Origin of the sequence: Chromobacterium rhizoryzae (genome assembly GCF_020544465.1) — a bacterium.
Classification (GTDB): Bacteria; Pseudomonadota; Gammaproteobacteria; order Burkholderiales; family Chromobacteriaceae; genus Chromobacterium.
Genome location: NZ_CP066126.1, coordinates 1,724,570 through 1,746,189, shown reverse-complemented (window position 1 = coordinate 1,746,189; position 21,620 = coordinate 1,724,570). Strand labels below are relative to the sequence as shown.

At 64.5% G+C, this 21,620-nt stretch carries 21 protein-coding genes; 8 read left to right on the top strand and 13 right to left on the bottom strand.

Features of this window, described 5'->3' with window-relative positions; genetic code table 11:
* Positions 1-241: 241 nt before the first annotated feature.
* A complete protein-coding gene (ppk2, locus tag JC616_RS08015; protein WP_199226031.1) occupies positions 242-1,093 on the top strand; it encodes a polyphosphate kinase 2 in 852 nt (283 codons plus the stop codon).
* Positions 1,094-1,108: 15 nt separating this feature from the next.
* Here the strand turns inward: ppk2 and JC616_RS08010 are convergent, their stop codons facing one another.
* The 5 genes from JC616_RS08010 to JC616_RS07990 all read right to left on the bottom strand — a co-directional run bounded on the left by JC616_RS08010 (position 1,109) and on the right by JC616_RS07990 (position 5,801).
* Positions 1,109-1,879, bottom strand: a complete 771-nt coding sequence (locus tag JC616_RS08010) for an outer membrane lipoprotein-sorting protein (protein WP_227107648.1) — start codon at positions 1,877-1,879, stop codon at positions 1,109-1,111.
* Positions 1,880-1,912: 33 nt separating this feature from the next.
* Complete coding sequence (locus tag JC616_RS08005; protein WP_227107646.1) at positions 1,913-3,277, bottom strand: ABC transporter permease; 1,365 nt, start codon at positions 3,275-3,277, stop codon at positions 1,913-1,915.
* Entirely contained in the window at positions 3,274-3,927 is a 654-nt protein-coding gene (locus tag JC616_RS08000) for an ABC transporter ATP-binding protein (protein WP_227107645.1), read from the bottom strand. Before JC616_RS08000 ends, JC616_RS08005 begins: the two co-directional genes overlap by 4 nt.
* A gap of 393 nt (positions 3,928-4,320) precedes the next feature.
* Positions 4,321-4,791, bottom strand: a complete 471-nt coding sequence (locus tag JC616_RS07995; RefSeq protein ID WP_146176693.1) for a hypothetical protein — start codon at positions 4,789-4,791, stop codon at positions 4,321-4,323.
* Positions 4,792-4,907: 116 nt separating this feature from the next.
* Positions 4,908-5,801: a LysR family transcriptional regulator gene (locus JC616_RS07990; RefSeq protein ID WP_107800214.1), complete on the bottom strand. Its 894-nt coding sequence runs from the start codon at positions 5,799-5,801 to the stop codon at positions 4,908-4,910.
* A gap of 451 nt (positions 5,802-6,252) precedes the next feature.
* On the opposite strand from JC616_RS07990, the gene JC616_RS07985 reads away from it, so the two are divergent.
* The 3 genes from JC616_RS07985 (at position 6,253) to acs (ending at position 10,315) form a co-directional block, all read left to right on the top strand.
* Positions 6,253-6,564, top strand: coding sequence for a DUF485 domain-containing protein (locus JC616_RS07985; protein ID WP_107800215.1), 312 nt, complete (start codon positions 6,253-6,255; stop codon positions 6,562-6,564).
* Positions 6,561-8,240 (top strand): cation acetate symporter, encoded by a 1,680-nt coding sequence (locus JC616_RS07980; RefSeq protein ID WP_107800216.1) that lies wholly within the window; start codon positions 6,561-6,563, stop codon positions 8,238-8,240. The genes JC616_RS07985 and JC616_RS07980 overlap by 4 nt, the downstream gene beginning before the upstream one ends.
* Positions 8,241-8,350: 110 nt before the next feature.
* Positions 8,351-10,315: an acetate--CoA ligase gene (acs, locus tag JC616_RS07975; protein ID WP_107800217.1), complete on the top strand. Its 1,965-nt coding sequence runs from the start codon at positions 8,351-8,353 to the stop codon at positions 10,313-10,315.
* Positions 10,316-10,388: 73 nt separating this feature from the next.
* On the opposite strand, the gene JC616_RS07970 is transcribed toward acs, so the two are convergent.
* The gene (locus tag JC616_RS07970) at positions 10,389-12,278 is read right to left on the bottom strand and encodes a methyl-accepting chemotaxis protein (RefSeq protein WP_107800218.1); all 1,890 of its coding nucleotides are present in this window, start codon (positions 12,276-12,278) and stop codon (positions 10,389-10,391) included.
* Between the two features lie 232 nt (positions 12,279-12,510).
* On the opposite strand from JC616_RS07970, the gene rsxB reads away from it, so the two are divergent.
* The 4 genes from rsxB (at position 12,511) to rraA (ending at position 16,022) form a co-directional block, all read left to right on the top strand.
* Entirely contained in the window at positions 12,511-13,224 is a 714-nt protein-coding gene (rsxB, locus tag JC616_RS07965; RefSeq protein WP_227107643.1) for an electron transport complex subunit RsxB, read from the top strand.
* Positions 13,221-13,868 (top strand): endonuclease III, encoded by a 648-nt coding sequence (gene nth, locus JC616_RS07960; RefSeq protein WP_048413849.1) that lies wholly within the window; start codon positions 13,221-13,223, stop codon positions 13,866-13,868. Before rsxB ends, nth begins: the two co-directional genes overlap by 4 nt.
* A 69-nt stretch (positions 13,869-13,937) precedes the next feature.
* On the top strand, positions 13,938-15,419 hold the full coding sequence (locus JC616_RS07955; protein ID WP_227107641.1) for a DegQ family serine endoprotease: 1,482 nt from the start codon (positions 13,938-13,940) through the stop codon (positions 15,417-15,419).
* A gap of 114 nt (positions 15,420-15,533) precedes the next feature.
* Complete coding sequence (rraA, locus tag JC616_RS07950) at positions 15,534-16,022, top strand: ribonuclease E activity regulator RraA (protein ID WP_227107638.1); 489 nt, start codon at positions 15,534-15,536, stop codon at positions 16,020-16,022.
* Between the two features lie 7 nt (positions 16,023-16,029).
* Here rraA and JC616_RS07945 read toward each other — a convergent pair whose 3' ends face one another.
* The 7 genes from JC616_RS07945 to pcnB form a co-directional block, all read right to left on the bottom strand.
* Positions 16,030-16,443, bottom strand: coding sequence for a GFA family protein (locus JC616_RS07945; RefSeq protein WP_107801915.1), 414 nt, complete (start codon positions 16,441-16,443; stop codon positions 16,030-16,032).
* Positions 16,444-16,681: 238 nt separating this feature from the next.
* Positions 16,682-17,062 (bottom strand): aspartate 1-decarboxylase, encoded by a 381-nt coding sequence (gene panD, locus JC616_RS07940; protein WP_107800221.1) that lies wholly within the window; start codon positions 17,060-17,062, stop codon positions 16,682-16,684.
* 22 nt (positions 17,063-17,084) lie between these two features.
* On the bottom strand, positions 17,085-17,918 hold the full coding sequence (panC, locus tag JC616_RS07935; protein ID WP_227107637.1) for a pantoate--beta-alanine ligase: 834 nt from the start codon (positions 17,916-17,918) through the stop codon (positions 17,085-17,087).
* Positions 17,919-17,943: 25 nt separating this feature from the next.
* Positions 17,944-18,735 (bottom strand): 3-methyl-2-oxobutanoate hydroxymethyltransferase, encoded by a 792-nt coding sequence (gene panB / locus JC616_RS07930; RefSeq protein WP_107800223.1) that lies wholly within the window; start codon positions 18,733-18,735, stop codon positions 17,944-17,946.
* 205 nt (positions 18,736-18,940) lie between these two features.
* Complete coding sequence (locus JC616_RS07925) at positions 18,941-19,576, bottom strand: deoxynucleoside kinase (RefSeq protein WP_227107635.1); 636 nt, start codon at positions 19,574-19,576, stop codon at positions 18,941-18,943.
* A gap of 14 nt (positions 19,577-19,590) precedes the next feature.
* Positions 19,591-20,079 (bottom strand): 2-amino-4-hydroxy-6-hydroxymethyldihydropteridine diphosphokinase, encoded by a 489-nt coding sequence (gene folK, locus JC616_RS07920; protein WP_107800224.1) that lies wholly within the window; start codon positions 20,077-20,079, stop codon positions 19,591-19,593.
* Positions 20,080-21,438, bottom strand: a complete 1,359-nt coding sequence (gene pcnB, locus JC616_RS07915) for a polynucleotide adenylyltransferase PcnB (protein ID WP_107800225.1) — start codon at positions 21,436-21,438, stop codon at positions 20,080-20,082. It abuts the gene before it with no gap.
* Between the last annotated feature and the right edge of the window lie 182 nt (positions 21,439-21,620).

The window sequence follows — 21,620 nt, the reverse complement described above, 5'->3', positions numbered from 1 at the left end:
CGCGCGCATCGACACCGGTTTTCCATGGGAGTAGCATGGTTTTATCCCTCGCAAAGGAGCTTGCATGACACAAAACACAAACCCGCCCCAAGCCCCCCTGCCCGCGGAAGCGGACGCCGACGCCCAGCCGCCGGCCGTCAAGCCGCCGCGCCGAACCGCCACCCACCGCCGCAACAATGTGGAGCGCGCGCACCAGGAATCGGTGCAAGCCATCGAAACCGTCAGTCAGCAGCCGGTGGCCTTGCAAGTGGCCGCCGCGCCGCAAGGCAGCGCGGAGGACAGCGTCAGCGCCGAACTGCCGGCCAGCTACCCCTACCGCACGCGGATGCGCCGCCCGGAGTACGAATTGCAGAAGCAGGCGCTGCAGATCGAACTGTTGAAAGTGCAGAACTGGGTCAAGGAAAGCGGCCAGAAGATCGTGATCCTGTTCGAAGGCCGCGACGCCGCCGGCAAGGGCGGCACCATCAAACGCTATATGGAACACCTGAACCCGCGCGGCGCGCGCGTGGTGGCGCTGGAAAAGCCGTCGGACCGCGAGCGCGGCCAATGGTACTTCCAGCGTTACATCGAACACCTGCCCACCGCCGGCGAGATCGTCTTCTTCGACCGCTCCTGGTACAACCGCGCCGGCGTGGAGCGCGTGATGGGCTTTTGCCATCCGCACGAATATCTGGAGTTCATGCGCCAGACGCCGCAACTGGAGCGCATGCTGGTCAACAGCGGCATCCGTCTGTTCAAGTTCTGGTTCTCGGTCAGCCGCGAGGAACAGCTGCGCCGCTTCATCTCCCGCCGCGACGATCCCTTGAAGCACTGGAAACTGTCGCCCATAGACATACAGTCGCTGGACAAATGGGACGACTACACCGCGGCCAAGGAAGCGACCTTCTTCCACACCCATACCGGCGACGCGCCGTGGACGGTGGTGAAATCCGACGACAAGAAGCGGGCCCGCCTCAACTGCATCCGCTACTTCCTGTCCCGGCTGGACTACCCGGACAAGGACGCGCGCGTCGCCCGAGCGGCCGATCCTCTGCTGGTGGGCGAGCCGCACACCATGGACGCGGAGGACAGCGACGCCTTGTTGCGGATTTGAGCGTACCGCCGCCACTCACTCCACCCGGAACCGCGGCAGATAATCCCGCTGCAGCCAGGCCTCGGGCACCTCGCGCCAAGCGAAACCGCTCTTGCGCATCACGGTTACCCACTGCGGATTGAGGCCGTCGATGATGACGGTCTCAGTGGGGCGGTCCCGGCCCAGGGCCTGGCGGTAGCCGCGGTAATAAGCCGTTTTCAGCAACTCGCCGCTGGCGGCGTAGAACTGCGCCTTGCGGCTGCGGTAACCGTCGCGATCCACCCACAGCTCAATGGCGTGATAAGTCACGTCCGGCCGCCTCGCGCTCAGCCGCAGCTTGTAGCTGGCGCGCGGCTGGCGGTCGCCGTCCATCACCGTTTCCTCCGCCGCGAGGGTGGCCCGATAGTCCAGGGTCCAGTTCACCGTCACCACGTCGCCGTTGGCCGCCTGGCCCAGCAGCCGTTGCTGCGGCGAAATCGGCACGCTGGCCTGGCTCGCCGGGTCGAACACCCATAAATCCTTGCCGCTTTTCAAGGTCAGCTTGCCCGCGTCGCGGCTGGGGCTGACAAAGCGCAACAGGCTGCGAAACTGGCCGCGCCGCGGATCGGCCCGCGAATACAACACCAGCGAGCTGGCTTCGCTAGGCTTGCCTTGCTTATAGCTGAGCAGGTCGACCTTCAGGCTGAAAGACTTGCCCGGATTGCGCACCTCGTCGCTCCAGGCCAGTATCTGCTGCGCGTCCGGCGCGGCCCAGGCCAAACCCTGCCAGCCCAACAAAACCAAGCCCAATATGCGCGCGCGCTTCATTTTCCGCTCCCTTCCCTCATCCGCCATGCCGACTCAGGCCTGCCTCAAGGCGTCGACAATGTTCCAGCGCGCCGCCCGGCGCGACGGCCACCACGACGACGACAGCGCCACCGCCATCAAACCGCCCATGCACGAAGCCAGCAGCGGCGTCTCGCCCCAGACCCGGATCAGGATGGGGCTGGGATCCACCACGCCCGGAGGCAGCCAGCTCAGGCCGGCGCGGTTGATCAGCCAGGCCAGGCCCAGCGACAGCAGCAGGCCGCCCAAACCGCCGATGACGCCCAGCAGGGCGCCCTCGCACAAGAACAGCCGCTGGACGCCGCCGCGTCTCAGACCGATGGAGCGCAGCGCGCCGATTTCACGGGTGCGCTCCATCACCGCCATATTCATGGTGTTGCCGGTGGTGAACAGCGTCACGCTGGCGATCAGCGCCGCCATGAAGCCGAAAATGGCGCCGAACATGTCGACGATGCGCTCGTACAGCGGCTGCAGCGCGGCGAAATCGTGGGCCGCCAGCGGCTGCGCGCTCAAACCGGCTTGAAACAGCTGCTGCAGCCGCCGGCGCGCGGCCTCGATCTGCCCGCTGCTCTTCAGCTGCAGCAAGATCGCCGTCGCCATCGGCTCTCCCTCGCCGTACAGCAGCCGTTGCGCCTGCGACAGATGCAGGCCCACATAGACGTCGTCCCATTCACGGGCGCCTTGCCGCTCCACGCCCAACACCCGCAAGCGGGCGACGTTGGGCGCGCCGGCGGCGGTGGCCGTCAACAGTTCGATCCGCTTGCCGTCCGCCGCGCGCGCCGGCCCGGTCAAGGCCGCCAGGTCCGGCGGCAGCCCCTCGCCTTCCGCCGCCGCCGCCGCGCAAGCCCGGTCGCCGTCGGACAGGCACAGCCCCAGAGTCTTGGCGACGCCGCCGCCCAGCACCGCGGCGTTGGCGTCGCTGCCGGTCAAGGCCATCGGCTTGGCCGCCTGGCGCAAACCGCGCGCGTCCCAGCGCAGCAAGCGGTTCTGGCCTTCGGGCTCGCTGCCTTGCGCCAGCACCGTGCGCGACGTGCCGCTGGCGTAATGGCCGGCGATGGCGCCCAGCGTCAAGGTCGGCGTGACGGCCGCCAGCATGTCCTTCAGTTCCGGGTCCGACTCGATCTCGCGCTGGATGCGCCGGTAGTCGCGGATGCCGTAAGCGGCCGGGTTGCCGCTGCCGTATTGCAGATAATCGCGATGCTGCACCTGCAAATGGCCGAGCTTGCGGACAAAAGCCGTTTCCAGCCCGTACTGGACCGCGCGCTGATAGCCGCCGAACAACAGCACACCCGCCATGCCCACCGCCATGGTCAAAGCGCTTGCCCAGGTGCGGCGGCGATTGCGCAATAGATTGCGCCAGGCCAGTTGCAGAACATTCATGCCGGCGCCTCCCCGGCGGCCAGCGCGCGGACCCGGCCGTCGCTGACCCGATAACGCTCGTCCGCCGCCGCGATCACCAGCGGATCGTGCGAGGAGAACACCACCGCCACGCCGCGCTCGCGCTGCAACTGCCTGAGCAGCGCCAGGATGGCGGCGCCGGTGCCGCTGTCCAGATTGGCGGTGGGCTCGTCGGCCAACACCAGCGCCGGCTCGTGCACCAACGCGCGCGCAATCGCCACCCGCTGGCGCTGGCCGCCGGACAACTGGCCGGGCCGGTGCGCCGCCTTGTCCGCCAAGCCCACCGCCGCCAGCATCTCCAGCGCCCGCGCTTTGCACCGCGCCGCCGGCGCGCCTTGCAGCCGCAGCGGATATTCCACGTTTTCCAGCGCGGACAGCACCGGCAGCAAATTGAAGCTTTGAAACACAAAGCCCAGGTGGCGAGCGCGAAAATCGCTAAGCGCGTCGTCGCTCAAGGCCGCCATGCTCTGCCCGGCGACGACGACCTCGCCGCGGTTGGGCCGGTCCACGCCCCCCAGCAAATGCAAGATCGTGCTTTTCCCGCTGCCGGACGGCCCGGCCAAAACAGTGAATCGGGCGGCGGCCACTTTCAATTCCACATTATGCAAAGCCGGCACTTCCACTTGGTCCATCCGGTATGTTTTAAATACGCCGCGCATTTCCGCCGCCATCGCCCGCTCCTTGAAAATCGGCGCCGTCCAATTTCGCGAAGCGTTTCAATGTCTGCCGCGCTTCGCAAAGCTTTGAACAGGTTCCACCACTGATACCGCTTGAATATACCTGAAAACCCGCTCTAAATTTTCAATTGAAAAACAAAGCAATAAACCAACAAAACGTCCTATGAATTAAAAAATTAAATTCTTAAATAAAACTCTAATTAATATTAAAAATCAAACCAAATACAGCCAGACCACGCACTCCATGCAGTCCCGGCTTCAAATCAGACAGCGCCGCACTCGATATAAAAACAAAATGCCTCGATGGATATCGAGGCATGGCGTGCGCTAGTGTTATGGGAAAGAGAATCAGGAGCGTTGTCGCTTCCACACCCGCCTGGCGTCGCAAGCGGCGCGCAAGGGCGTGGACGACAGGCTGGTGGCGGCGAAATGCCCCACTTGGCGGGAAACCTTGGACAAGGCGGTGCCGGACAGGCTGCCCACCTGCCAGGCGCGACACAGCGGGTGCAGCGAGGGCGCGTCGTCGCTGGCGGCGTCCAGCCTGGCCTGCACGTCGCGGTTCATCTCGGACAGCCAACGCTCGGTCAGCAACATCCAATCGCGCTGAGTATCCGCTTGCGCCTGCACCAGATTGGCGCCCACCAACAGGGTGTCGTCCAGCCTGCGCTCCAAATCGCCCTGGGACATCGGATACGCCGGCGCAAAAGCCGACCACCAGACGATACAGGCCTCGTGCTGGGCGTCCAGCATGCGCTGCTGGCCGCGCTCCACTGCGCTGCGGTAACTCTCCATCGCGCCGATCAACCAACTACGGGTCATTGCCACTCCTCGATCAAACCCGGCGGGCCGCCTCGTCTCGCGGCAGCCGCCCTAAGCGCCTGCTTGCAAGGAAAGCGCCGCGGCCCTGAAGACGCGCAGCGGATCACAAGCAGGTTCTAAGCCGCAACGGCGGGCAAACGCCACACCTGCAGCAATTCTTGCAACAAGGTTTCCAACACGGGATCGCCCGCCCGGTCCGCCGGGTAGACGAATTGCAACTCGGCCAATTTGCGCACATCCGGCAGCACTGTCAACCTGCCGGCGTCTTGCCAGGCCTGCGCCGCCTCTTCCCGCGCCAGCGCCACCCCCACCCCGGAGGCCACCAATTCAAGGATGGCGTCGAGATGATCGCACTCCGCTACCTTCTTAGGCGAAATGTTGAGTTCTCGCCACAACTCCGCGGTGATTTTGGAAAGACTGGAAAACTGCGAAATGCCTATCCACGGCAATTTGCCCAATTCCCTCAAGCCGCCGCCGGCCAAACGCGACGCCCAGCCGGCGGGCAGGACGATGCGGAACGGCAATTCCGCCAGCTTGACGGTGGAGACGTTCACATAGGGGTTTTTGCCCAGATAGAAGCCGGCGTCCAGTTCTTTCTTGCGCACCAGGTTCAGCACGTCCACGGTGACGCCGTGGCGCAATTGGATGTCCAGCAAGGGATAACGCTCCACCAGGCCCGCCACCCAGGGTCCGATCTTCAAGGTGTCCGGCGTCAAGGTGACGCCTATCCGCGCCTTGCCTGACAGCTGGCCCTTCAATTGCCGCGCGTGGTTGATGATGCCACTGGCCGCGCCCAGTATCGCCTGCGCCTGCGGCAACAATTCCTGGCCGGTCCGGGTCAGCGACACCCCGCCCGCGCTGCGTTCGAACAATTGCATGCCCACTTCTTCTTCCAGGGCCTTGATTTGCGCGGTGACCGCCGGCTGCGACAGGTGCAGCAATTCGGCGGCCTGTGTCAGGTGCCCTTGCTGGGCGACGGTGACAAAGGTGCGCAACTGATAGATTTCCATGTTCTCCCCTGACTTGGATGCTTGGCGGCGGGCCGGATCGCCGTACGCGGCAGGCATGGGCGGCATGATGGCGGGTCTGCGGCGGATGCGGCGGCCTGAGCTAAGCCCGGCCGATGATGGTTTTCTCTTGTGCGAGCCATTTTCGGCGCAATGCCGGCTAAATAACAAGCGCTTTATGCCCCGCCGCCGGCCCCGCCAAGCATTTGCGGCAAGGCGCGCCGCGACGGCGACGTCCGGTCCGGGCCTGGATTTTTTGGTTCGATCAGCTTTATTTCGCCGCCGAATTAAGAGCAAAAATTCTAATTCAAGTTATTGATTTTATTTATTTTTTGCACCGCATCATCGGCCTGAATAATTTTCCGCATCAAAAAAAGCGATTAGATTCGCCTCCGTCACCTCCCTTATGTTTTCAGCAGCGACAACCCAAGTCGCGACCACAAAGGAGGATGCAATGAACGAGGACATACTCAAGAAAGTGCAGTCCAACCCCAAATTCAAGGAACTGGTGCACAAGAAAACCAGCCTGGGTTGGCAGCTCACCCTAGTCATGCTGGTCATCTACTACGGCTTCATCCTGGTGCTGGCGTTCTCGCCGGCCACGCTGGGCCATCCCGTCAGCGCGGGCGCCACCATGACGGTGGGCATTCCCATCGGCGTGCTGATCATCGTCTCGGCCTTCGCGCTGACCGGCATCTATGTGCGCCGCGCCAACACCGAGTTCGATCTGCTCAACCAGCAAATCGTCGAGGAGTCCAAACAATGAAGCAACGCGTCTTGCAACTGGCCTGCGTCTCCGGCCTTCTGCTGCCCTCCTTGGCCATGGCGGCCGGGGCCATTGAGGGCGATGTCAAACAACAGGCCACCAACTGGCACGCCATCATCATGTTCCTGCTCTTCGTGGCCTTCACTCTGGGCGTCACGTATTGGGCCGCGCGCCGCACCAAGTCCGCCAGCGACTTTTACGCGGCCGGCGGCGGCATCACCGGTTTCCAGAATGGTCTCGCCATCGCCGGCGACTATATGTCCGCCGCGTCCTTCCTCGGCATTTCCGCGATGGTGTTCGAAAAAGGCTACGACGGCCTGATCTATTCGATGGGCTTCCTGGTGGGCTGGCCCGTCATCCTGTTCCTGGTGGCGGAGCGCCTGCGCAACCTGGGCAAATACACTTTCGCCGACGTCGCCTCCTACCGCTTGCAACAGACGCCGGTGCGCAGCTTCGCCGCCACCTCCACCCTGGTGGTGGTCGCCATCTACCTGATTGCGCAGATGGTGGGCGCCGGCAAGCTGATCCAGCTCTTGTTCGGCATGAGCTATAGCTCGGCGGTGTTGATGGTGGGCGTGCTGATGGTGTGCTACGTGCTGTTCGGCGGCATGCTGGCCACCACCTGGGTGCAAATCATCAAGGCGGTGCTGCTGCTCTCCGGCGCCACCTTCATGGCCATCATGGTGCTGGCCACCGTGGGTTTCAGCCCGGAAGTCATGTTTGAAAAAGCGGTGGCCGCGCATAGCAAGGGCGTCGCCATCATGGCGCCGGGCAAGGCCGATCCGATCGACTCTATTTCCCTGGGCCTGGCGCTGATGTTCGGCACCGCCGGCCTGCCGCACATCCTGATGCGCTTCTTCACCGTGTCCGACGCCAAGGAAGCGCGCAAATCGGTGTTCTTCGCCACCGGCTTCATCGGCTATTTCTACATCCTCACCTTCATCATCGGCTTCGGCGCCATCATGCTGGTGCTGAACCAGCCGGGCATGATGGAAACCGTGGTCAAGAACGGCAAATCCGTCACCCAGCTGATCGGCGGCAACAATATGGCGGCGGTGCACCTGGCCGAGGCCGTGGGCGGCGACATGTTCCTGGGCTTCATCTCCGCGGTGGCCTTCGCCACCATCCTGGCGGTGGTGGCCGGCCTGGCGCTGTCCGGCGCGTCGGCGGTGTCGCACGATCTGTACGCCAGCGTGATCAAGAAGGGCAAGGCCAACGAGGCCGACGAGATCCGCGTGTCCAAGATCACCACCGTGGTGTTGGGCGTGGTGGCCATCGTGCTGGGCCTGGTGTTCGAAAAACAGAACATCGCCTTCATGGTGGGCCTGGCCTTCTCCATCGCCGCCTCGGCCAACTTCCCGGTGCTGTTCCTCTCCATGTTCTGGAAGGGGCTGACCACGCGCGGCGCGGTGATCGGTGGCTTCATCGGCCTGTTGTCGGCGGTGGTGCTGATCGTGCTGGGCCCGACGGTCTGGGTGGAGGTGCTCAAGCACGAGCACGCGGTGTTCCCGTACAAGAACCCGGCCATCTTCTCGATGACTCTGGCCTTCGTTTCCACCTGGCTGATCTCGGTGCTGGACAAGTCCCGCCAGGCCGACGAGGAAAAAGCCAAGTTCGAAGCCCAGTTCGTGCGCGCGATGACCGGCATCGGCGCGTCCGGCGCCTCCAAACATTGACAATGACATAAGGCCGGGCCGAGGATGTCGGCCTGTCTTTACAACCCACCGCGCCGCTCCAGCGGTTCCGGAGCGGCGGCATCGCTACACCGTTAATCCAGGAGAAGTTTATGTCCACGCTAGAATCCGTCCTCAAGGAAACCCGCAGCTTTCCGCCTTCCGACGATTTCCGCCAAAAGGCGACGATCTCCGGCATCGAGGCGTACCACACGCTGTGCGAGCAGGCGGACGCCGATTACCTGTCGTTCTGGGGCGATCTGGCGCGCGATCAGATCTCCTGGAAAAAACCGTTCACCCGCGTGCTGGACGATAGCCAGGCGCCGTTCTTCAAGTGGTTCGACGACGGCGTGCTCAATGTTTCCTACAACTGCCTGGACCGCCACCTGGCGGTCAACGCCAACCGCATCGCGCTGATTTTCGAAGCCGACGACGGCGCGGTCACCCGCGTCACTTACGCCGAGCTGCACCGCCGCGTCTGCCAGTTCGCCAACGGCCTGAAGAGCCTGGGCGTGAGCAAGGGCGACCGCGTGGTGATTTACATGCCGATGGTGATCGAGGCCGTCGTGGCGATGCAGGCCTGCGCCCGCATCGGCGCCATCCACTCCGTGGTGTTCGGCGGCTTTTCCGCCGGCGCGGTGCGCGACCGCGTCCAGGACGCCGGCGCCAAGCTGGTGATCACCGCCAACGAAGGCCTGCGCGGCGGCAAGAGCGTGCCGCTGAAGGCCACGGTGGACGAAGCGCTGGCGATGGACGGCTGCGACAGCGTCAAACACGTGGTCGCCTACCAGCGCACCCAGAACGAGGTGGCCTGGAGCGAGGGCCGCGACGTGTGGTGGCATCAATTGGTCAGCGGCCAGCCGGAACAATGCGAACCGGAGTGGATGAACGCCGAGGATCCGCTGTTCATCCTCTACACCTCCGGCTCCACCGGCAAACCCAAGGGCATCCAGCACAGCAGCGCAGGCTATCTGCTGGGCGCGGCCAACAGTTTCCGCTGGGTGTTCGACTACAAGCCCAACGACGTGTTCTGGTGCACCGCCGACGTGGGCTGGATCACCGGCCACAGCTATATCTGCTACGGCCCGCTGGCCAACGGCGCCACCCAGGTCATCTTCGAAGGCGTGCCCACCTACCCGGACGCCTCCCGCTTCTGGCGCATGATAGAACAGCACAAGGTCAGCATTTTCTACACCGCGCCCACCGCCATCCGCTCGCTGATCAAGCTGGGCGCGGACCTGCCCAAGCAGCACGATCTGTCCAGCCTGCGCCTGCTCGGCACCGTGGGCGAGCCGATCAACCCCGAAGCCTGGATCTGGTATCACGAAACCGTGGGCGGCGGCCGCTGCCCGATTGTCGACACCTGGTGGCAGACCGAGACCGGCTCCATCCAGATCTCGCCGCTGCCGGGCGCGGTGGCCACCAAACCCGGCTCGTGCACGCTGCCGCTGCCGGGCATCATGGCCGACATCGTCGATGAGTCCGGCGCTCAGGTGGACCCGGGCCGCGGCGGCTTCCTGGTGATCAAGAAGCCCTTCCCCAGCCTGGTGCGCACCATCTGGAACGATCCGGAACGCTTCAAGAAAACCTATTTCCCGGAAGAGTTCAACGGCCAATACTATTTGGCCGGCGACTCCGCCAACCGCGACGAGAACGGCTATTTCTGGATCATGGGCCGCATCGACGACGTGCTGAACGTGTCCGGCCACCGCCTGGGCACCATGGAGATAGAATCCGCGCTGGTGGCCAACCCGCTGGTGGCGGAGGCAGCCGTGGTCGGCAAGCCGCACGAGGTCAAGGGCGAGGCGGTGGTGGCCTTCGTGGTGCTCAAGGGCGCTCGCCCTCAGGGCGAGGAAGCCAAGAAAGTGGCGGCCGAGCTGAAAAACTGGGTGGCGCACGAAATCGGCAAGATCGCCCAGCCGGACGATATCCGTTTCGGCGAGAACCTGCCCAAGACCCGCTCCGGCAAGATCATGCGCCGCCTGCTGCGTTCCATCGCCAAGGGCGAGGAAATCACCCAGGACGTGTCCACGCTGGAAAACCCGCAAATCCTGCAACAGCTGCAACAGCCGCTATAAACGCCGGATTCGCCGCGCCGGAGCCGCCATGCGGCTCCGGCTTTTTCATGCCTCCCGCCTATCCGTCCCAGCGCTACTCCAGCCGGAAGCGCGCGATCATCTCATCCTGTTCGGCCACGTCGGCGGCGGTGCCCTGGCAATGCCGCAACTGCACTTGCGCCGCGTCGCTTACACGCTGGCCGATGTGCTGAATGCTGCCCGCGCTGTCGTTGATGTCCCGCGTCATCTGGCTTTGGCGGCTCACCGCGCCGGCGATGTCGCTGTTCTTGGCGTTGATGTCGGAGATCACGTCCCGGATGCGCGTCAGCATCTCGCTGATCTGCTCGGCGTCCTTCACCGTGTTGCTGGCGCAATCGCGGCTTTCATCCATCTTGTCCCGGGCCTCGTTCACGCCGCGCTGCAGTTGCTCAATCATGCTGCGGATTTCCTGCGTCGCCTCCTGGGTTTGCGAAGCCAGTTTGCGCACCTCGTCCGCCACCACGGCGAAGCCGCGTCCCATTTCCCCCGCCCGCGCCGCTTCGATCGCGGCGTTCAGCGCCAGCAGATTGGTCTGCTCGGCCACGCCGGTGATCACTCTGACGATGGATTCGATGTTCTTGCTGAATTCGGCCAGTTCGTTCATGGACAGCGAGGTCTGCTCCAGGGTGTCGGCCAAACGCCGTATCGCCTGGCTGGACTGCGTCACCAGCGCCATCCGGCTGCCGGTTTCCTCGTGCGCCTGCCTCGCGGCCTCGGCCACCGCGCCGGCGTTGGACGTCATTTCGCCGGACGCCTCCGCCATCTGGCCGATGGACGCCACCAGTTGCTCCAGTTCTCTTTGCAGACGGCTGGCCTCGCCGCTGCTCTGCTGCGCCTCTTCCGCGCTTTGCTCGGCGCCATGGTGGACGCGCGTGGAAATCTGGCGGATATCGCCGATCAGCCGCTGCAGATAAGCGATGAAGCGGTTCAATTCTTTCGCCACCTCCCCGAATTCGTCGCGGGAGCTTTCGTCTATGCGCCGCGTCAGATCGCCGTTGCCGCTGTTGAGCTCGGTCAGCGACTGCTTGAGCTGCTGCAAGGGGCGCCGCAGGATCTGCTGCATCAGGGTGCTGAGGATGACCATGCTCAGCAGCACGCCTATCACCGCGCCCCAAAAGCCGCGCCAGCCTATCTGCTTGGCCTCGGCCATCACCTTGCCCTCGTCCAGCACCACGCCCACCAGCCACTTGGCCGGCTGCAGATGCGACAGCGGCTGAAACGCCACCATCAGGCGCTGCTCGTTGACCTCCACCTCCTGCACCTTGCCGTCCAGGGCCGGCGCTTTGCCGCCGAACAACTCCGCAACGCTCTTGCCGTTCAGCTTGGCGTCCGGGTGGCTGATGATTTTGCCGTCGGCGGACAGCAGGAAGGCGTAGCCCGCGCCGTTGAAGGTGGCGGTGTTCAGCGCGTCCGAAACCGACTTCAGGCTGAGGTCGCCGCCGAAAGCGCCCTTGAACGCGCCCTTGTCGGTCAGCTTGGCCACCGCCGAAATCAGGATCTCGCCGGACGCGGCGTCGGGATAGGGATCGGTCAGGCCGACGCCGGCGGCCGCCTTGGCCACCGGATACCATGGCCGCTTGCGGGCGTCCCAGGTGGGCGGGGGATTCCAGGACGGATCGTTGGAGATTCTCTTGCCGTCGCTGTCCAAGCCGCCAAACACCAGCTTGAACTCGTTCTTGAGCATGGGCCGCTGGAAAACCTCCAAAATGCGCTCGTTGCTGAAACCGGCGTCTATGGTCTCCGACATCAGCTGGATCTGAGCCAGCTTGCCGTTCAACCAATTGGCGATCTGCTCGGCCAGCACCTGGCTGGTCTGGGTCACTTCCTGCTCTTTACCCGCGCGTATGCTGTCCGCAACGCTCAGGTATTGCATCCAGGACAGGGTCGACAAGGTCACGGCCAGCACCAGCGCGGAAATCAGGCCGGCTTTGTGAGCGATTTTCATGGCGGGCGGTCCGGAAAAGTGAGTATTTTCACCATAGCGCACCCGCGCGCCGCTCCAAGCCCCGCCGCTTTGTTTTTTACGAAAATCGCGCGCCGCGCCCCCGGCGACGCCGGATTCCCCGCTTCAAGCGCGCGCGCCGGCAAGGACCTCCCGAAGCCTAGTCCGCGCCGGGAGTTGAAGCCGCGGCCCCTAGCGTCGATAATTAGCGGTTTTTGAAGCGGAATCCCACAGCATGCCCGTGATCACACTCGTCGAAAGGATAGACGCCCTACTGCCCCAGACCCAGTGCGGACAATGCAGCCACGCCGGCTGCCGCCCGTATGCGGAGGCGCTGGCGGAAGGCCGCGATCCGATCAACCGCTGCCCGCCGGGCGGCGACGACGGCATCCGGGCGCTGGCGGAACTGCTGGGCCGGGACATCATTCCCTTCGCCGCCGACGGCCCGCAGCCCAAGCCGCGCGCGCTGGCCGTGATACGCGAAGACAGTTGCATCGGCTGTACCCTGTGCATCCAGGCCTGTCCGGTGGACGCCATCGTCGGCGCCGCCAAGCAGATGCACACCGTCATCGCCGCCGAATGCACCGGCTGCGAACTGTGCCTGGCGCCCTGTCCGGTGGACTGCATCGACCTGGAGCCGGTGGCCGACCCGGCCGACGGCGAGCGCGAGCGGCTCATGGCCCGCGCCGCCCAAGCCCGCGTCCGTTATGAACGGCGGCAGGCGCGCAAGGCGCGCGATCAGGCGGACAAGGCCAGACGCCTGGCCGAGCGCGCGGCGGTGAATGCGGCGCCGCCCTCCCCCGCCGCCGCGCCGGCCGTTTCCGCCGCGCCGGCCGTTTCCGCCGCGCCCGCGCCGGCGGCCGACAAGAACGAATTGATCCGCAAGGCGATGGAGCGCGCCGCCGCCATGCGCGCCGCCCGCGAACAAGCAGACAAGGACAAGCCGTGAACGCCGTCAAACGCAAAGAAATCTTCACCCGCCTGCGCGACGCCAATCCGCATCCCACCACCGAGCTGGAATACAGCAGCCCGTTCGAACTGCTGATCTCGGTGCTGTTGTCGGCTCAGGCCACCGACGTCGGCGTCAACAAGGCCACGCGCCGGCTCTATCCGGTGGCCAATACGCCGGCGGCCATGCTGGCGCTGGGCGAGGAATCGCTGGCCAACTTCATCAAGACCATAGGCTTGTACAAGACCAAGGCCAGGAACGTGATCGCCACCTGTCACTTGCTGCTGGAAAAGCACGGCGGCGAGGTCCCGCAAACCCGCGAGGCACTGGAGGCGCTGCCCGGCGTCGGCCGCAAAACGGCGAATGTGGTGCTGAACACCGCCTTCGGCCAGCCCACCATCGCGGTGGACACCCATATTTTCCGGGTGTCCAACCGCACCCGGATCGCGCCAGGCAAAGACGTGCGAGAAGTCGAGGATAAACTGGTAAAATACATCCCCGACGAATTCAAAGTCGATGCGCATCACTGGCTGATTCTGCTCGGACGCTATGTCTGCAAAGCCAGAAAACCGGAATGCGAGCGCTGCGTCATTGCCGACCTCTGCGAATATCCGGCAAAAACCGTTATGATTAAAGACAACTGAATCAAATACTGGAAAAACTCCGGTTCCGCCCTTATTTTCCGCATAGACATCAACCTAAAAGGATAGCCTGTGACAACGTATCTGCGCACCCTGGTTGGCGCCTTGCTCGCAGCCTCGTTGCTGTCCGGCTGCGACAAGGTCGAGCGCTTCTTCAAAGGCAACTCCCAGCCCGCGCCGGTCGCCATTCCCGCGCAACAGGATGGCCGCGTCGCCATGTTGCTGCCGGACTTCACTCAATTGGTCAGCCGCGACGGACCGGCGGTGGTGAATATCCAGGCCAGCCGCGAAGACAGCGGGGCCTCCCAACCCAGCAATCTGCCGATTCCGGTGCCGGAAGACGATCCGCTGTACGACTTCTTCCGCCGCTTCATCCCCAATCATCCGCCTCAGCGCGAACAGCCGCAGGAAGAAAGCGTCTCCTTCGGCTCCGGCTTCATCATCAGCGCCGACGGCTACATCCTGACCAACGCCCATGTGGTGGCGGACAGCCAGCAGGTCAAGGTGATGCTGACCGACAAGCGCGAACTGCGCGCCAAGCTGGTCGGCGTGGACAAGCGCACCGACGTGGCGCTGCTGAAAGTGGCGGCGGCGGATCTGCCGGTGGTCAAGATCGGCAGCCCGGCGGACTTGAAAGTCGGAGAATGGGTGGCCGCCATCGGCGCGCCCTTCGGCTTCGACAACACCGTCACCGCCGGCATCGTCTCGGCCAAGGGCCGCAGCCTGCCGGACGAAAACTTCGTCCCCTTCATCCAGACCGACGTGGCGATCAACCCAGGCAACTCCGGCGGTCCGCTGTTCAATCTGCGCGGCGAAGTGGTGGGCATCAACTCGCAGATCTACAGCCGTTCCGGCGGCTTCATGGGCATCTCCTTCGCCATCCCCATCGATTTGGCGATGAGCGTGGTCGACCAGCTCAAGGCCAAGGGCAAGGTCAGCCGCGGCCAGCTGGGCATCAATATCCAGGAAGTGACTCAGGAGCTGGCGCAGTCCTTCGGTCTGCAGCGCCCCAGCGGCGCGCTGGTGGTGCGCGTCGATCCCAAGGGACCGGCCGCTCGCGCCGGCCTGCAGGCCGGCGACATCATCCTGAAACTGGACGGCAAGTCCATAGAAAGCTCCAAGGATCTGCCGGTGCTGGTCGGCTCGCTGCAGCCGGGCACCAAGATCAAGCTGACGGTGTGGCGCAAGGGCGTGGAAAAGGATCTGGAAGCCACGCTGGCGGAACTGGCGCAGGAAGCGCCGAGCGCGCAGCAGTCTCAGGAAGAAAGCTCGCCGCAAGGCTTCCAGTTCGGCAAACTGGGTCTGACGCTCAGCGAGCTGACGCCGAACCAGCGCTCGGAGCTGGGCGTGCGCGGCGGCCTGCTGATCCAGAAGGCGCAAGGTCCGGCCGCTCGTTCCGGCCTGCAGGCCGGCGACGTGATCCTGGGCTTGAACCAGGTGGAAGTCTCCACCATCGCCAACTTCGAAAAAGCGCTGGCCAGCGCCAAGGGCCATATCGCCTTGTTGGTGCGCCGCAACGAGGCCGTGTTGTTCGTGCCCTTGCGGCTGGAATAAGCGTCGTCTCGACCCGCATTGCCCAAAGCCGCCGTCAGGCGGTTTTTTCATTTTGATGGCATACCGCCCGCGCTGTTAGGATTGAGCTTTCGCGTCCGCCACAGGAGAGCCGCCATGGATTTTCACACCGCCGATCTATGCGATCAGTTCGATGAACAATTGCAGGTATTGACGCCCTCGCTGCAACGCTACGGCGGCCAGGCCCGATTTTTCGGCCGCATCGAAACCCTGAAGCTGTTCGAGGACAATAGCCTGGTGCGGGAGGCGCTGAGTCAGCACGGCGCCGGCAAGGTCTTGGTGGTGGACGGCGGCGGCTCGCTGCGCTGCGCGCTGCTGGGCGACCAATTGGGCGTGCTGGCGGTGGCCAACGGCTGGGCCGGCGTGGTGATCAACGGCTGCATCCGCGACTCCGCCGCCCTGAACAAGCTGGCGCTGGGCATACGCGCGCTGGGCACCCACCCGCGCAAATCGGTGAAGCGCGGCGAAGGCCAGCGCAATCTGAGCGTGGAGTTCGGCCAGACGCGTTTCAGCCCCGGCCACTGGCTGTACGCCGACGAAGACGGCGTGGTGGTCTCCCCCGGCGCGCTGCATCAAACCAAGTGACCGCGCCTCAGGCCTCGCTGCGTTGATAGACGGGCAGTTCCTGTTGCGCGGCGGGGCTGCCCCAGGGCAGGTGCTGCTCCCACCAGATATGGCCGGCCGGCGCCACCCGCTCCGGGTGGTCCAGCGAGGACACGGTGATGTCGAGTTCCTCCGGGTCCGACTCATGGCGATACGTCAGGGTGGAGCCGCAATGCGGGCAGAAACCGCGGCTGACCGCGGCCGAGGAGTGATACAGCACCGGTTTTTCCCCGCGCCAGTCCAGATCGGCCACGCGTACGGTGAACCAGGTGACGAAGGCCGCGCCGCTGGCGCGACGACAGCTTTTGCAATGGCAATGCACCACATCGTAAGGCTCGGCGCGCAAACGGTAACGCACTGCGCCGCATAAGCAGCCCCCGGTCAGATTCTGGCCTGCGCTCATGATGCCTCCCTCGCTGCTGGATTGACGATGGATCAGGAAATGGATCAGGAAGCGGTTGCCGGGCCGGCTCAAGCCGGCAGCCAGACAACGCCGCTTTTTAAATATGATTCACCGCCTGCGCCAGCGCCAAGCGCCAAGCCGAAATAAACCGGCTCCGGCCCCGGAATGGATGCTGTGCTGCAACAAAAAAACAACGGCCGCCCTAAGGCGGCCGCTGGCTGGCGAAACCGGAAGCGGATCAGGCCGCCTGCGTCGGGGTCGCGCCCTTGACCTCAGTCATCTGGTTGCCGGCGTCCACGAACACCAGCTTGGGCTGGTGATCCTTCAGCTCGGCGGCCTCGTACTGGGCGAAAGACGCGATGATCAGCAAATCCCCCGGCGCGGCGCGGCGCGCGGCGGAGCCGTTGACCGAGATGGTGCCGGAGCCGCGCTCGGCCTTGATCGCGTAAGTGGCGAAGCGCTCGCCGTTGGTGACGTTCCAGATCTGCACTTCTTCGTATTCCAGAATGTCGGCCGCTTCCAGCAGGTTCTCGTCGATGGCGCAGGAGCCGATATAGTGCAACTCGCTGTGCGTGGTGGTTACCCGGTGAAGCTTGGATTTGAGCATATTACGCTGCATGATTGCATCCTTCGTCCGCTGATCAGCGGAACACTTCGATGTTGTCGATCAGGCGGGTGCGCCCCAGTCGGGCGGCCGCCAGCACCACCAGGCGTTTTTCGCCGGCGTGCGCCACCGCCAGGGTGTCGGCCTGGCGAATTTCCACGTAATCCACGGTCCAGCCGGCTTGGGCCAGATCGTCGCGCGCGCCCTGCTCCAGCGCCGCGTAGTCATTGTCGCCGTCCTGCAGCCGCTGCCGCACCTGCGTCAGATTGCGATACAGGCGCGGCGCCTCGGCGCGCTCTTCCGCGCTCAGATAGCCGTTGCGCGAGGACAGCGCCAGGCCGTCGTCGGCGCGGCCGGTGTCCACCGGCACAATCTCGATCGGCGAGTTCAAATCCTCCACCATCGCGCGGATCACGTGCAGCTGCTGGAAATCCTTCTTGCCGAAACAGGCCAGGTCCGGCTGCACGATGTTGAACAACTTGGTCACCACGGTGGCGACGCCGCGGAAGTGGCCGGGACGGAAGGCGCCGCACAGCTCGTTCTGGATATTCGGCGGCTCCACGTTGAAGTCCTGGCGCACGCGCGGATACAGCTCCTGTTCCTCGGGGAAGAACAAGGCGTCCACGCCGGCGGCGCGCAGCTTGTCGCAATCGGCGTCGAAGGTGCGCGGATAAGCGCCGAAGTCTTCGCCCTGGCCAAACTGCAGCCGATTGACGAAGATGCTGACCGCCACTTTGTCGGCGCGCTCGCGCGCCGCCTTGACCAGGGCCAGATGGCCGGCATGCAGATTGCCCATGGTGGGCACGAAGGCGAGCTTGCCCGCCTGGCGACGCCAGGCGCGCATCTGCGCCACGGTACGAATGATTTCCATTGCTTGATGTCCTGGACCGGGCCGATCAGAAAGTATGTTCCGCCGCCGGGAAGGACTTGTCCTTCACCGCCTGCACATAGGCCTGCACCGCGCCCTGGATGCTGCCCGCCTGGTTCATGAAGTCCTTGACGAAGCGCGCCTTCTTGCCCGGATACACGCCCAGCATGTCGTGCAGCACCAGCACCTGGCCGGACACGTCGACGCCGGCGCCTATGCCTATGGTGGGCACGGAAATCGACTCGGTGATCTCGCGCGCCAGCTCGGCCGGCACGCACTCCATCAGCACCAGGCTGGCGCCGGCCTCGGCGTGCGCCTTGGCGTCGTTGACGATGCGGCGCGCGTCTTCCTCGCTCTTGCCCTGCACCCGATAGCCGCCGAAGGTGTTGACGAACTGCGGCGTCAGGCCGATGTGGGCGCACACCGGCACGCCGCGCTCCACCAGGAAGCGGGTGGTGTCGGCCATATAGGCGCCGCCCTCCAGCTTCACCATGTGCGCGCCGGCCTGGATGATGCGGGCAGCGTGGGCGAACGCCTGCTGCGGACTTTCCTGATAGGCGCCGAACGTCATGTCGCCCAGCACCATCGCCTGCTTGGCGCCCCGCGCCACGCAACGCACGTGATAGAGCATTTCCTCCTCGGCCACCGGCAGCGTGGAATCTATGCCCTGCACCACCATGCCCAACGAATCCCCCACCAGCAGAATTTCCACGCCGGCCTGTTCCAGCAAGGCGGCGAAGCTGGCGTCGTAACAGGTCAGCATGGCGATCTTCTGCCCTTCCTGCGCCATTTTCTGCAGGGTGTTGACGGTAATTTTCATGCCCGTTCTTCCTCGTTTCAGTCGTCCATATCGACCGGCGGGACGCCTAGAGCCCGCTTACGATCTGCTGCGCCTCAGGATGGTCGCGCGGCGAGCGCGGCGTCGAAACGCGCGGACGGGGCTGGGCCCTTCCGCCGTCTCGGCCGCAAGGCCGTCACCCGTCCTGGCTCGCATCATCGCAAACCGGCTCTGAGCGCTCGGCGGCTCAGACGCTCTTGTTGAAATAGTTGCGCTGGCCTCGCGCCTCGCTGATGCAGCGGATCAGCAGTTCGAAGTCCTCGTCGCCGTCGACCAGATTCAGATGATCGGTATTGACGATCAGCAACGGCGCGGCCTCGTACTGATGGAAAAACTCGCTATAGGCCTGATGCACGCGCTTCAGATAGCCTTCCGGGAAATTGATTTCGTACTCCGCCGCCCGCGCGGCCACCCGGCTCAGCAGGTTCTCTTCGGAAGCCTGCAGATAAATCACCAGATCCGGCACCGGATGCTCGGGCATCGCCAGCCCCGCCAGGCGCTTGTACAGCGCCAGCTCGGCCTCGTCCAGATTGATCTTGGCGAACAGCGCGTCTTTTTCGAACAGGAAGTCCGACACCAACGGGCTGGCCAGCAGTTCGCCGTCCAGCATGCTCTTGGCCATCTCGGCGCGTTGCAGCATGAAGGACAGCTGGGTGGACAGGCCGTGGGCCGGCAAGTTGCGGTAGAAGCGCGGCAGGAAGGGGTTGGCGGCGGGATCTTCCGCCAGCAGGCGCACGCCCCAGTATTCCGACAGTCGGCGCGCCAGAGAGGATTTGCCCGCGCCGATCGGCCCTTCGACCACGACATAACGCAATTGACTCATCGCTCGCTTCCTTATTAGCTAGTTGTTTTGAGGCGCTCCACGCCCTGATCGGCCAGCCCTGCGGCCAGTTCGCCGGCCGTGCCCAGCGCCGGCAGCGCCAGATCGGGAGCGATCTCCGCCAGCGGGATCATGACGAAGCCGCGCAGATGCATGCGCGGATGCGGCAGGGTCAGGTCTTGGTCGCTCAGGGCGACGCCGCTGTAATACAGCAGATCCAGATCCAGCACCCGCGGCGCGTTGCGGAAGGTGCGCACCCGGCCGAACTCGGCCTCTATCGCCAGCAGCCGGCGCAATAATTCGCGCGGCGCCAGCGCGGTGTCCACTTCCGCCACGGCATTGATGAAGTCCGGCTGATCGGCATAGCCCACCGGCGCGGTGCGGTACAGGGCGGACTGCCGGGTCAGCGCGGTGTCGGGCAAGGCGGCGATCGCGGCCAGCGCGGCGCGGATCTGCGCCGCCGGCTGCTCGAGATTGCTGCCCAGCGCGATGAAGGCCTGCGCCACTTAGGCCTCTCCGCCCGGCTCGTCCGCGGCTTTGCGGCGATTGGCGGGGCGGCGGCGGCGGCGTTTCTTGGCCGGGTCCGGCTCGCCGCTGGCTTTGGCGATGTCCAGCAGCTGCTCGCGTTCGTCCTCGTCGGCGCGCTGGAAGTCATTCCACCAGGACACCAGCTTCATGTCCACCTCGCCGGCTTCTCCGCGCAGGGCGAAGAAATCGTAAGCGGCGCGGAAGCGCGGCTGCTCCAGGAAACGGTAGGCGCGCTGGCCGCTGCGGCTGTCGAAACGCGACTGCAGCATCCAGATTTCGCGCATGGTCACGCTGAAACGGCGCGGAATGGCGAAATCGTTGTCCTGCTCGGACTCCACGTCGGCAATCGCCTGCGCCAGCGCGTACACCGCGCGGTCGCCGGCGTTCAGGCGTTTCTGCCAACGCTGATGCACCTGCTTCCACAACAGGGTGGCCAGCAGGAAGCCCACCGACACCGGCTTGTCGGCGCGGATGCGCTGATCGGTGCTTTCCAGGCCCAGCTTCAAGAACAGGTCGTCGCCCTTATCATCCAGCACCGCGTCCAGCAGCGGGAACACGCCGCGCGCCATGCCTTCCTCGCGCAGCTTTTTCAGGCAGCCGTAGGCTTGGCCGGACATCAGCAGCTTGAGCATTTCGTCGAACAGGCGCGCCGGCGGCTCTTTCTTCAGCAGATGGGCGTGGGTGCGGATCGGCTTGCGGGTGGCCTCGTCGATATCGAAGCCCAGCTTGGCCGCCAGGCGCACCGCGCGCAGCATGCGCACCGGGTCTTCCTGATAACGGCGCGCCGGCTGGCCTATCATCACCAGCTTGCGGGCGCGCAAGTCCTTGACGCCGTGGTGATAGTCGATGACGGTTTCGTCGGACGGATCGTAGAACAACGCGTTGACGGTGAAGTCGCGGCGGTGCGCGTCCTCTTCCTGGCTGCCGAAGCTGTTGTCGGCCATGATGCGGCCGGTTTCATTGGTGTCGTCCACCGAACCGCCGCGGAAAGTGGTCACCTCGATGGTTTCCGGTCCCATCATCACGTGGACGATGCGGAAACGCCGGCCGATGATGCGGGAGCGGCGGAACACCCGGTGCACTTCCTCAGGCGTCGCGTTGGTGGCGACGTCGAAATCCTTCGGCGACACGCCCAACATCAAGTCGCGCACGGCTCCGCCCACCACATAGGCGGCGAAACCGGCCTCCTGCAGTCGGGTGGTGACTTTCAGCGCAGCGGAGCTGAGCTGGTCTCGGCGGATGCCGTGTTGCGGCAGAGGAATCACGCGCGCCTTGGTGCGGCGCTTGCCCATGCCGGCGGGCAGGTCCAGTACTTTACGGATAAACTTGCGGATCATTATGAGAAGATAGTCGACTTGGAATGCCAGGATTCGCAAGACTAGTAGGTAGTCAAGCCGGCGATTATATCCCTATTCTTTGCAGAAAATACAATTCGCCGCCATATCCCGCCGCATCGCAGCGCCCATGGCCGCCAATTGCCCCCCATCGGCGATAGGCATACAATCGCTGCCGATTCGCC

What these genes read in the sequence shown, in the direction of transcription:
- JC616_RS08010 (WP_227107648.1), bottom strand. Translation starts at nt 1,879, where the DNA reads ATGAAGCGCGCGCGCATATTGGGCTTGGTTTTGTTGGGCTGGCAGGGT.
- JC616_RS08005 (WP_227107646.1), bottom strand. Translation starts at nt 3,277, where the DNA reads ATGAATGTTCTGCAACTGGCCTGGCGCAATCTATTGCGCAATCGCCGC.
- JC616_RS08000 (WP_227107645.1), bottom strand. Translation starts at nt 3,927, where the DNA reads ATGGACCAAGTGGAAGTGCCGGCTTTGCATAATGTGGAATTGAAAGTG.
- JC616_RS07995 (WP_146176693.1), bottom strand. Translation starts at nt 4,791, where the DNA reads ATGACCCGTAGTTGGTTGATCGGCGCGATGGAGAGTTACCGCAGCGCA.
- JC616_RS07990 (WP_107800214.1), bottom strand. Translation starts at nt 5,801, where the DNA reads ATGGAAATCTATCAGTTGCGCACCTTTGTCACCGTCGCCCAGCAAGGG.
- JC616_RS07985 (WP_107800215.1), top strand. Translation starts at nt 6,253, where the DNA reads ATGAACGAGGACATACTCAAGAAAGTGCAGTCCAACCCCAAATTCAAG.
- JC616_RS07980 (WP_107800216.1), top strand. Translation starts at nt 6,561, where the DNA reads ATGAAGCAACGCGTCTTGCAACTGGCCTGCGTCTCCGGCCTTCTGCTG.
- acs (WP_107800217.1), top strand. Translation starts at nt 8,351, where the DNA reads ATGTCCACGCTAGAATCCGTCCTCAAGGAAACCCGCAGCTTTCCGCCT.
- JC616_RS07970 (WP_107800218.1), bottom strand. Translation starts at nt 12,278, where the DNA reads ATGAAAATCGCTCACAAAGCCGGCCTGATTTCCGCGCTGGTGCTGGCC.
- rsxB (WP_227107643.1), top strand. Translation starts at nt 12,511, where the DNA reads ATGCCCGTGATCACACTCGTCGAAAGGATAGACGCCCTACTGCCCCAG.
- rraA (WP_227107638.1), top strand. Translation starts at nt 15,534, where the DNA reads ATGGATTTTCACACCGCCGATCTATGCGATCAGTTCGATGAACAATTG.
- JC616_RS07945 (WP_107801915.1), bottom strand. Translation starts at nt 16,443, where the DNA reads ATGAGCGCAGGCCAGAATCTGACCGGGGGCTGCTTATGCGGCGCAGTG.
- panD (WP_107800221.1), bottom strand. Translation starts at nt 17,062, where the DNA reads ATGCAGCGTAATATGCTCAAATCCAAGCTTCACCGGGTAACCACCACG.
- panC (WP_227107637.1), bottom strand. Translation starts at nt 17,918, where the DNA reads ATGGAAATCATTCGTACCGTGGCGCAGATGCGCGCCTGGCGTCGCCAG.
- panB (WP_107800223.1), bottom strand. Translation starts at nt 18,735, where the DNA reads ATGAAAATTACCGTCAACACCCTGCAGAAAATGGCGCAGGAAGGGCAG.
- JC616_RS07925 (WP_227107635.1), bottom strand. Translation starts at nt 19,576, where the DNA reads ATGAGTCAATTGCGTTATGTCGTGGTCGAAGGGCCGATCGGCGCGGGC.
- pcnB (WP_107800225.1), bottom strand. Translation starts at nt 21,438, where the DNA reads ATGATCCGCAAGTTTATCCGTAAAGTACTGGACCTGCCCGCCGGCATG.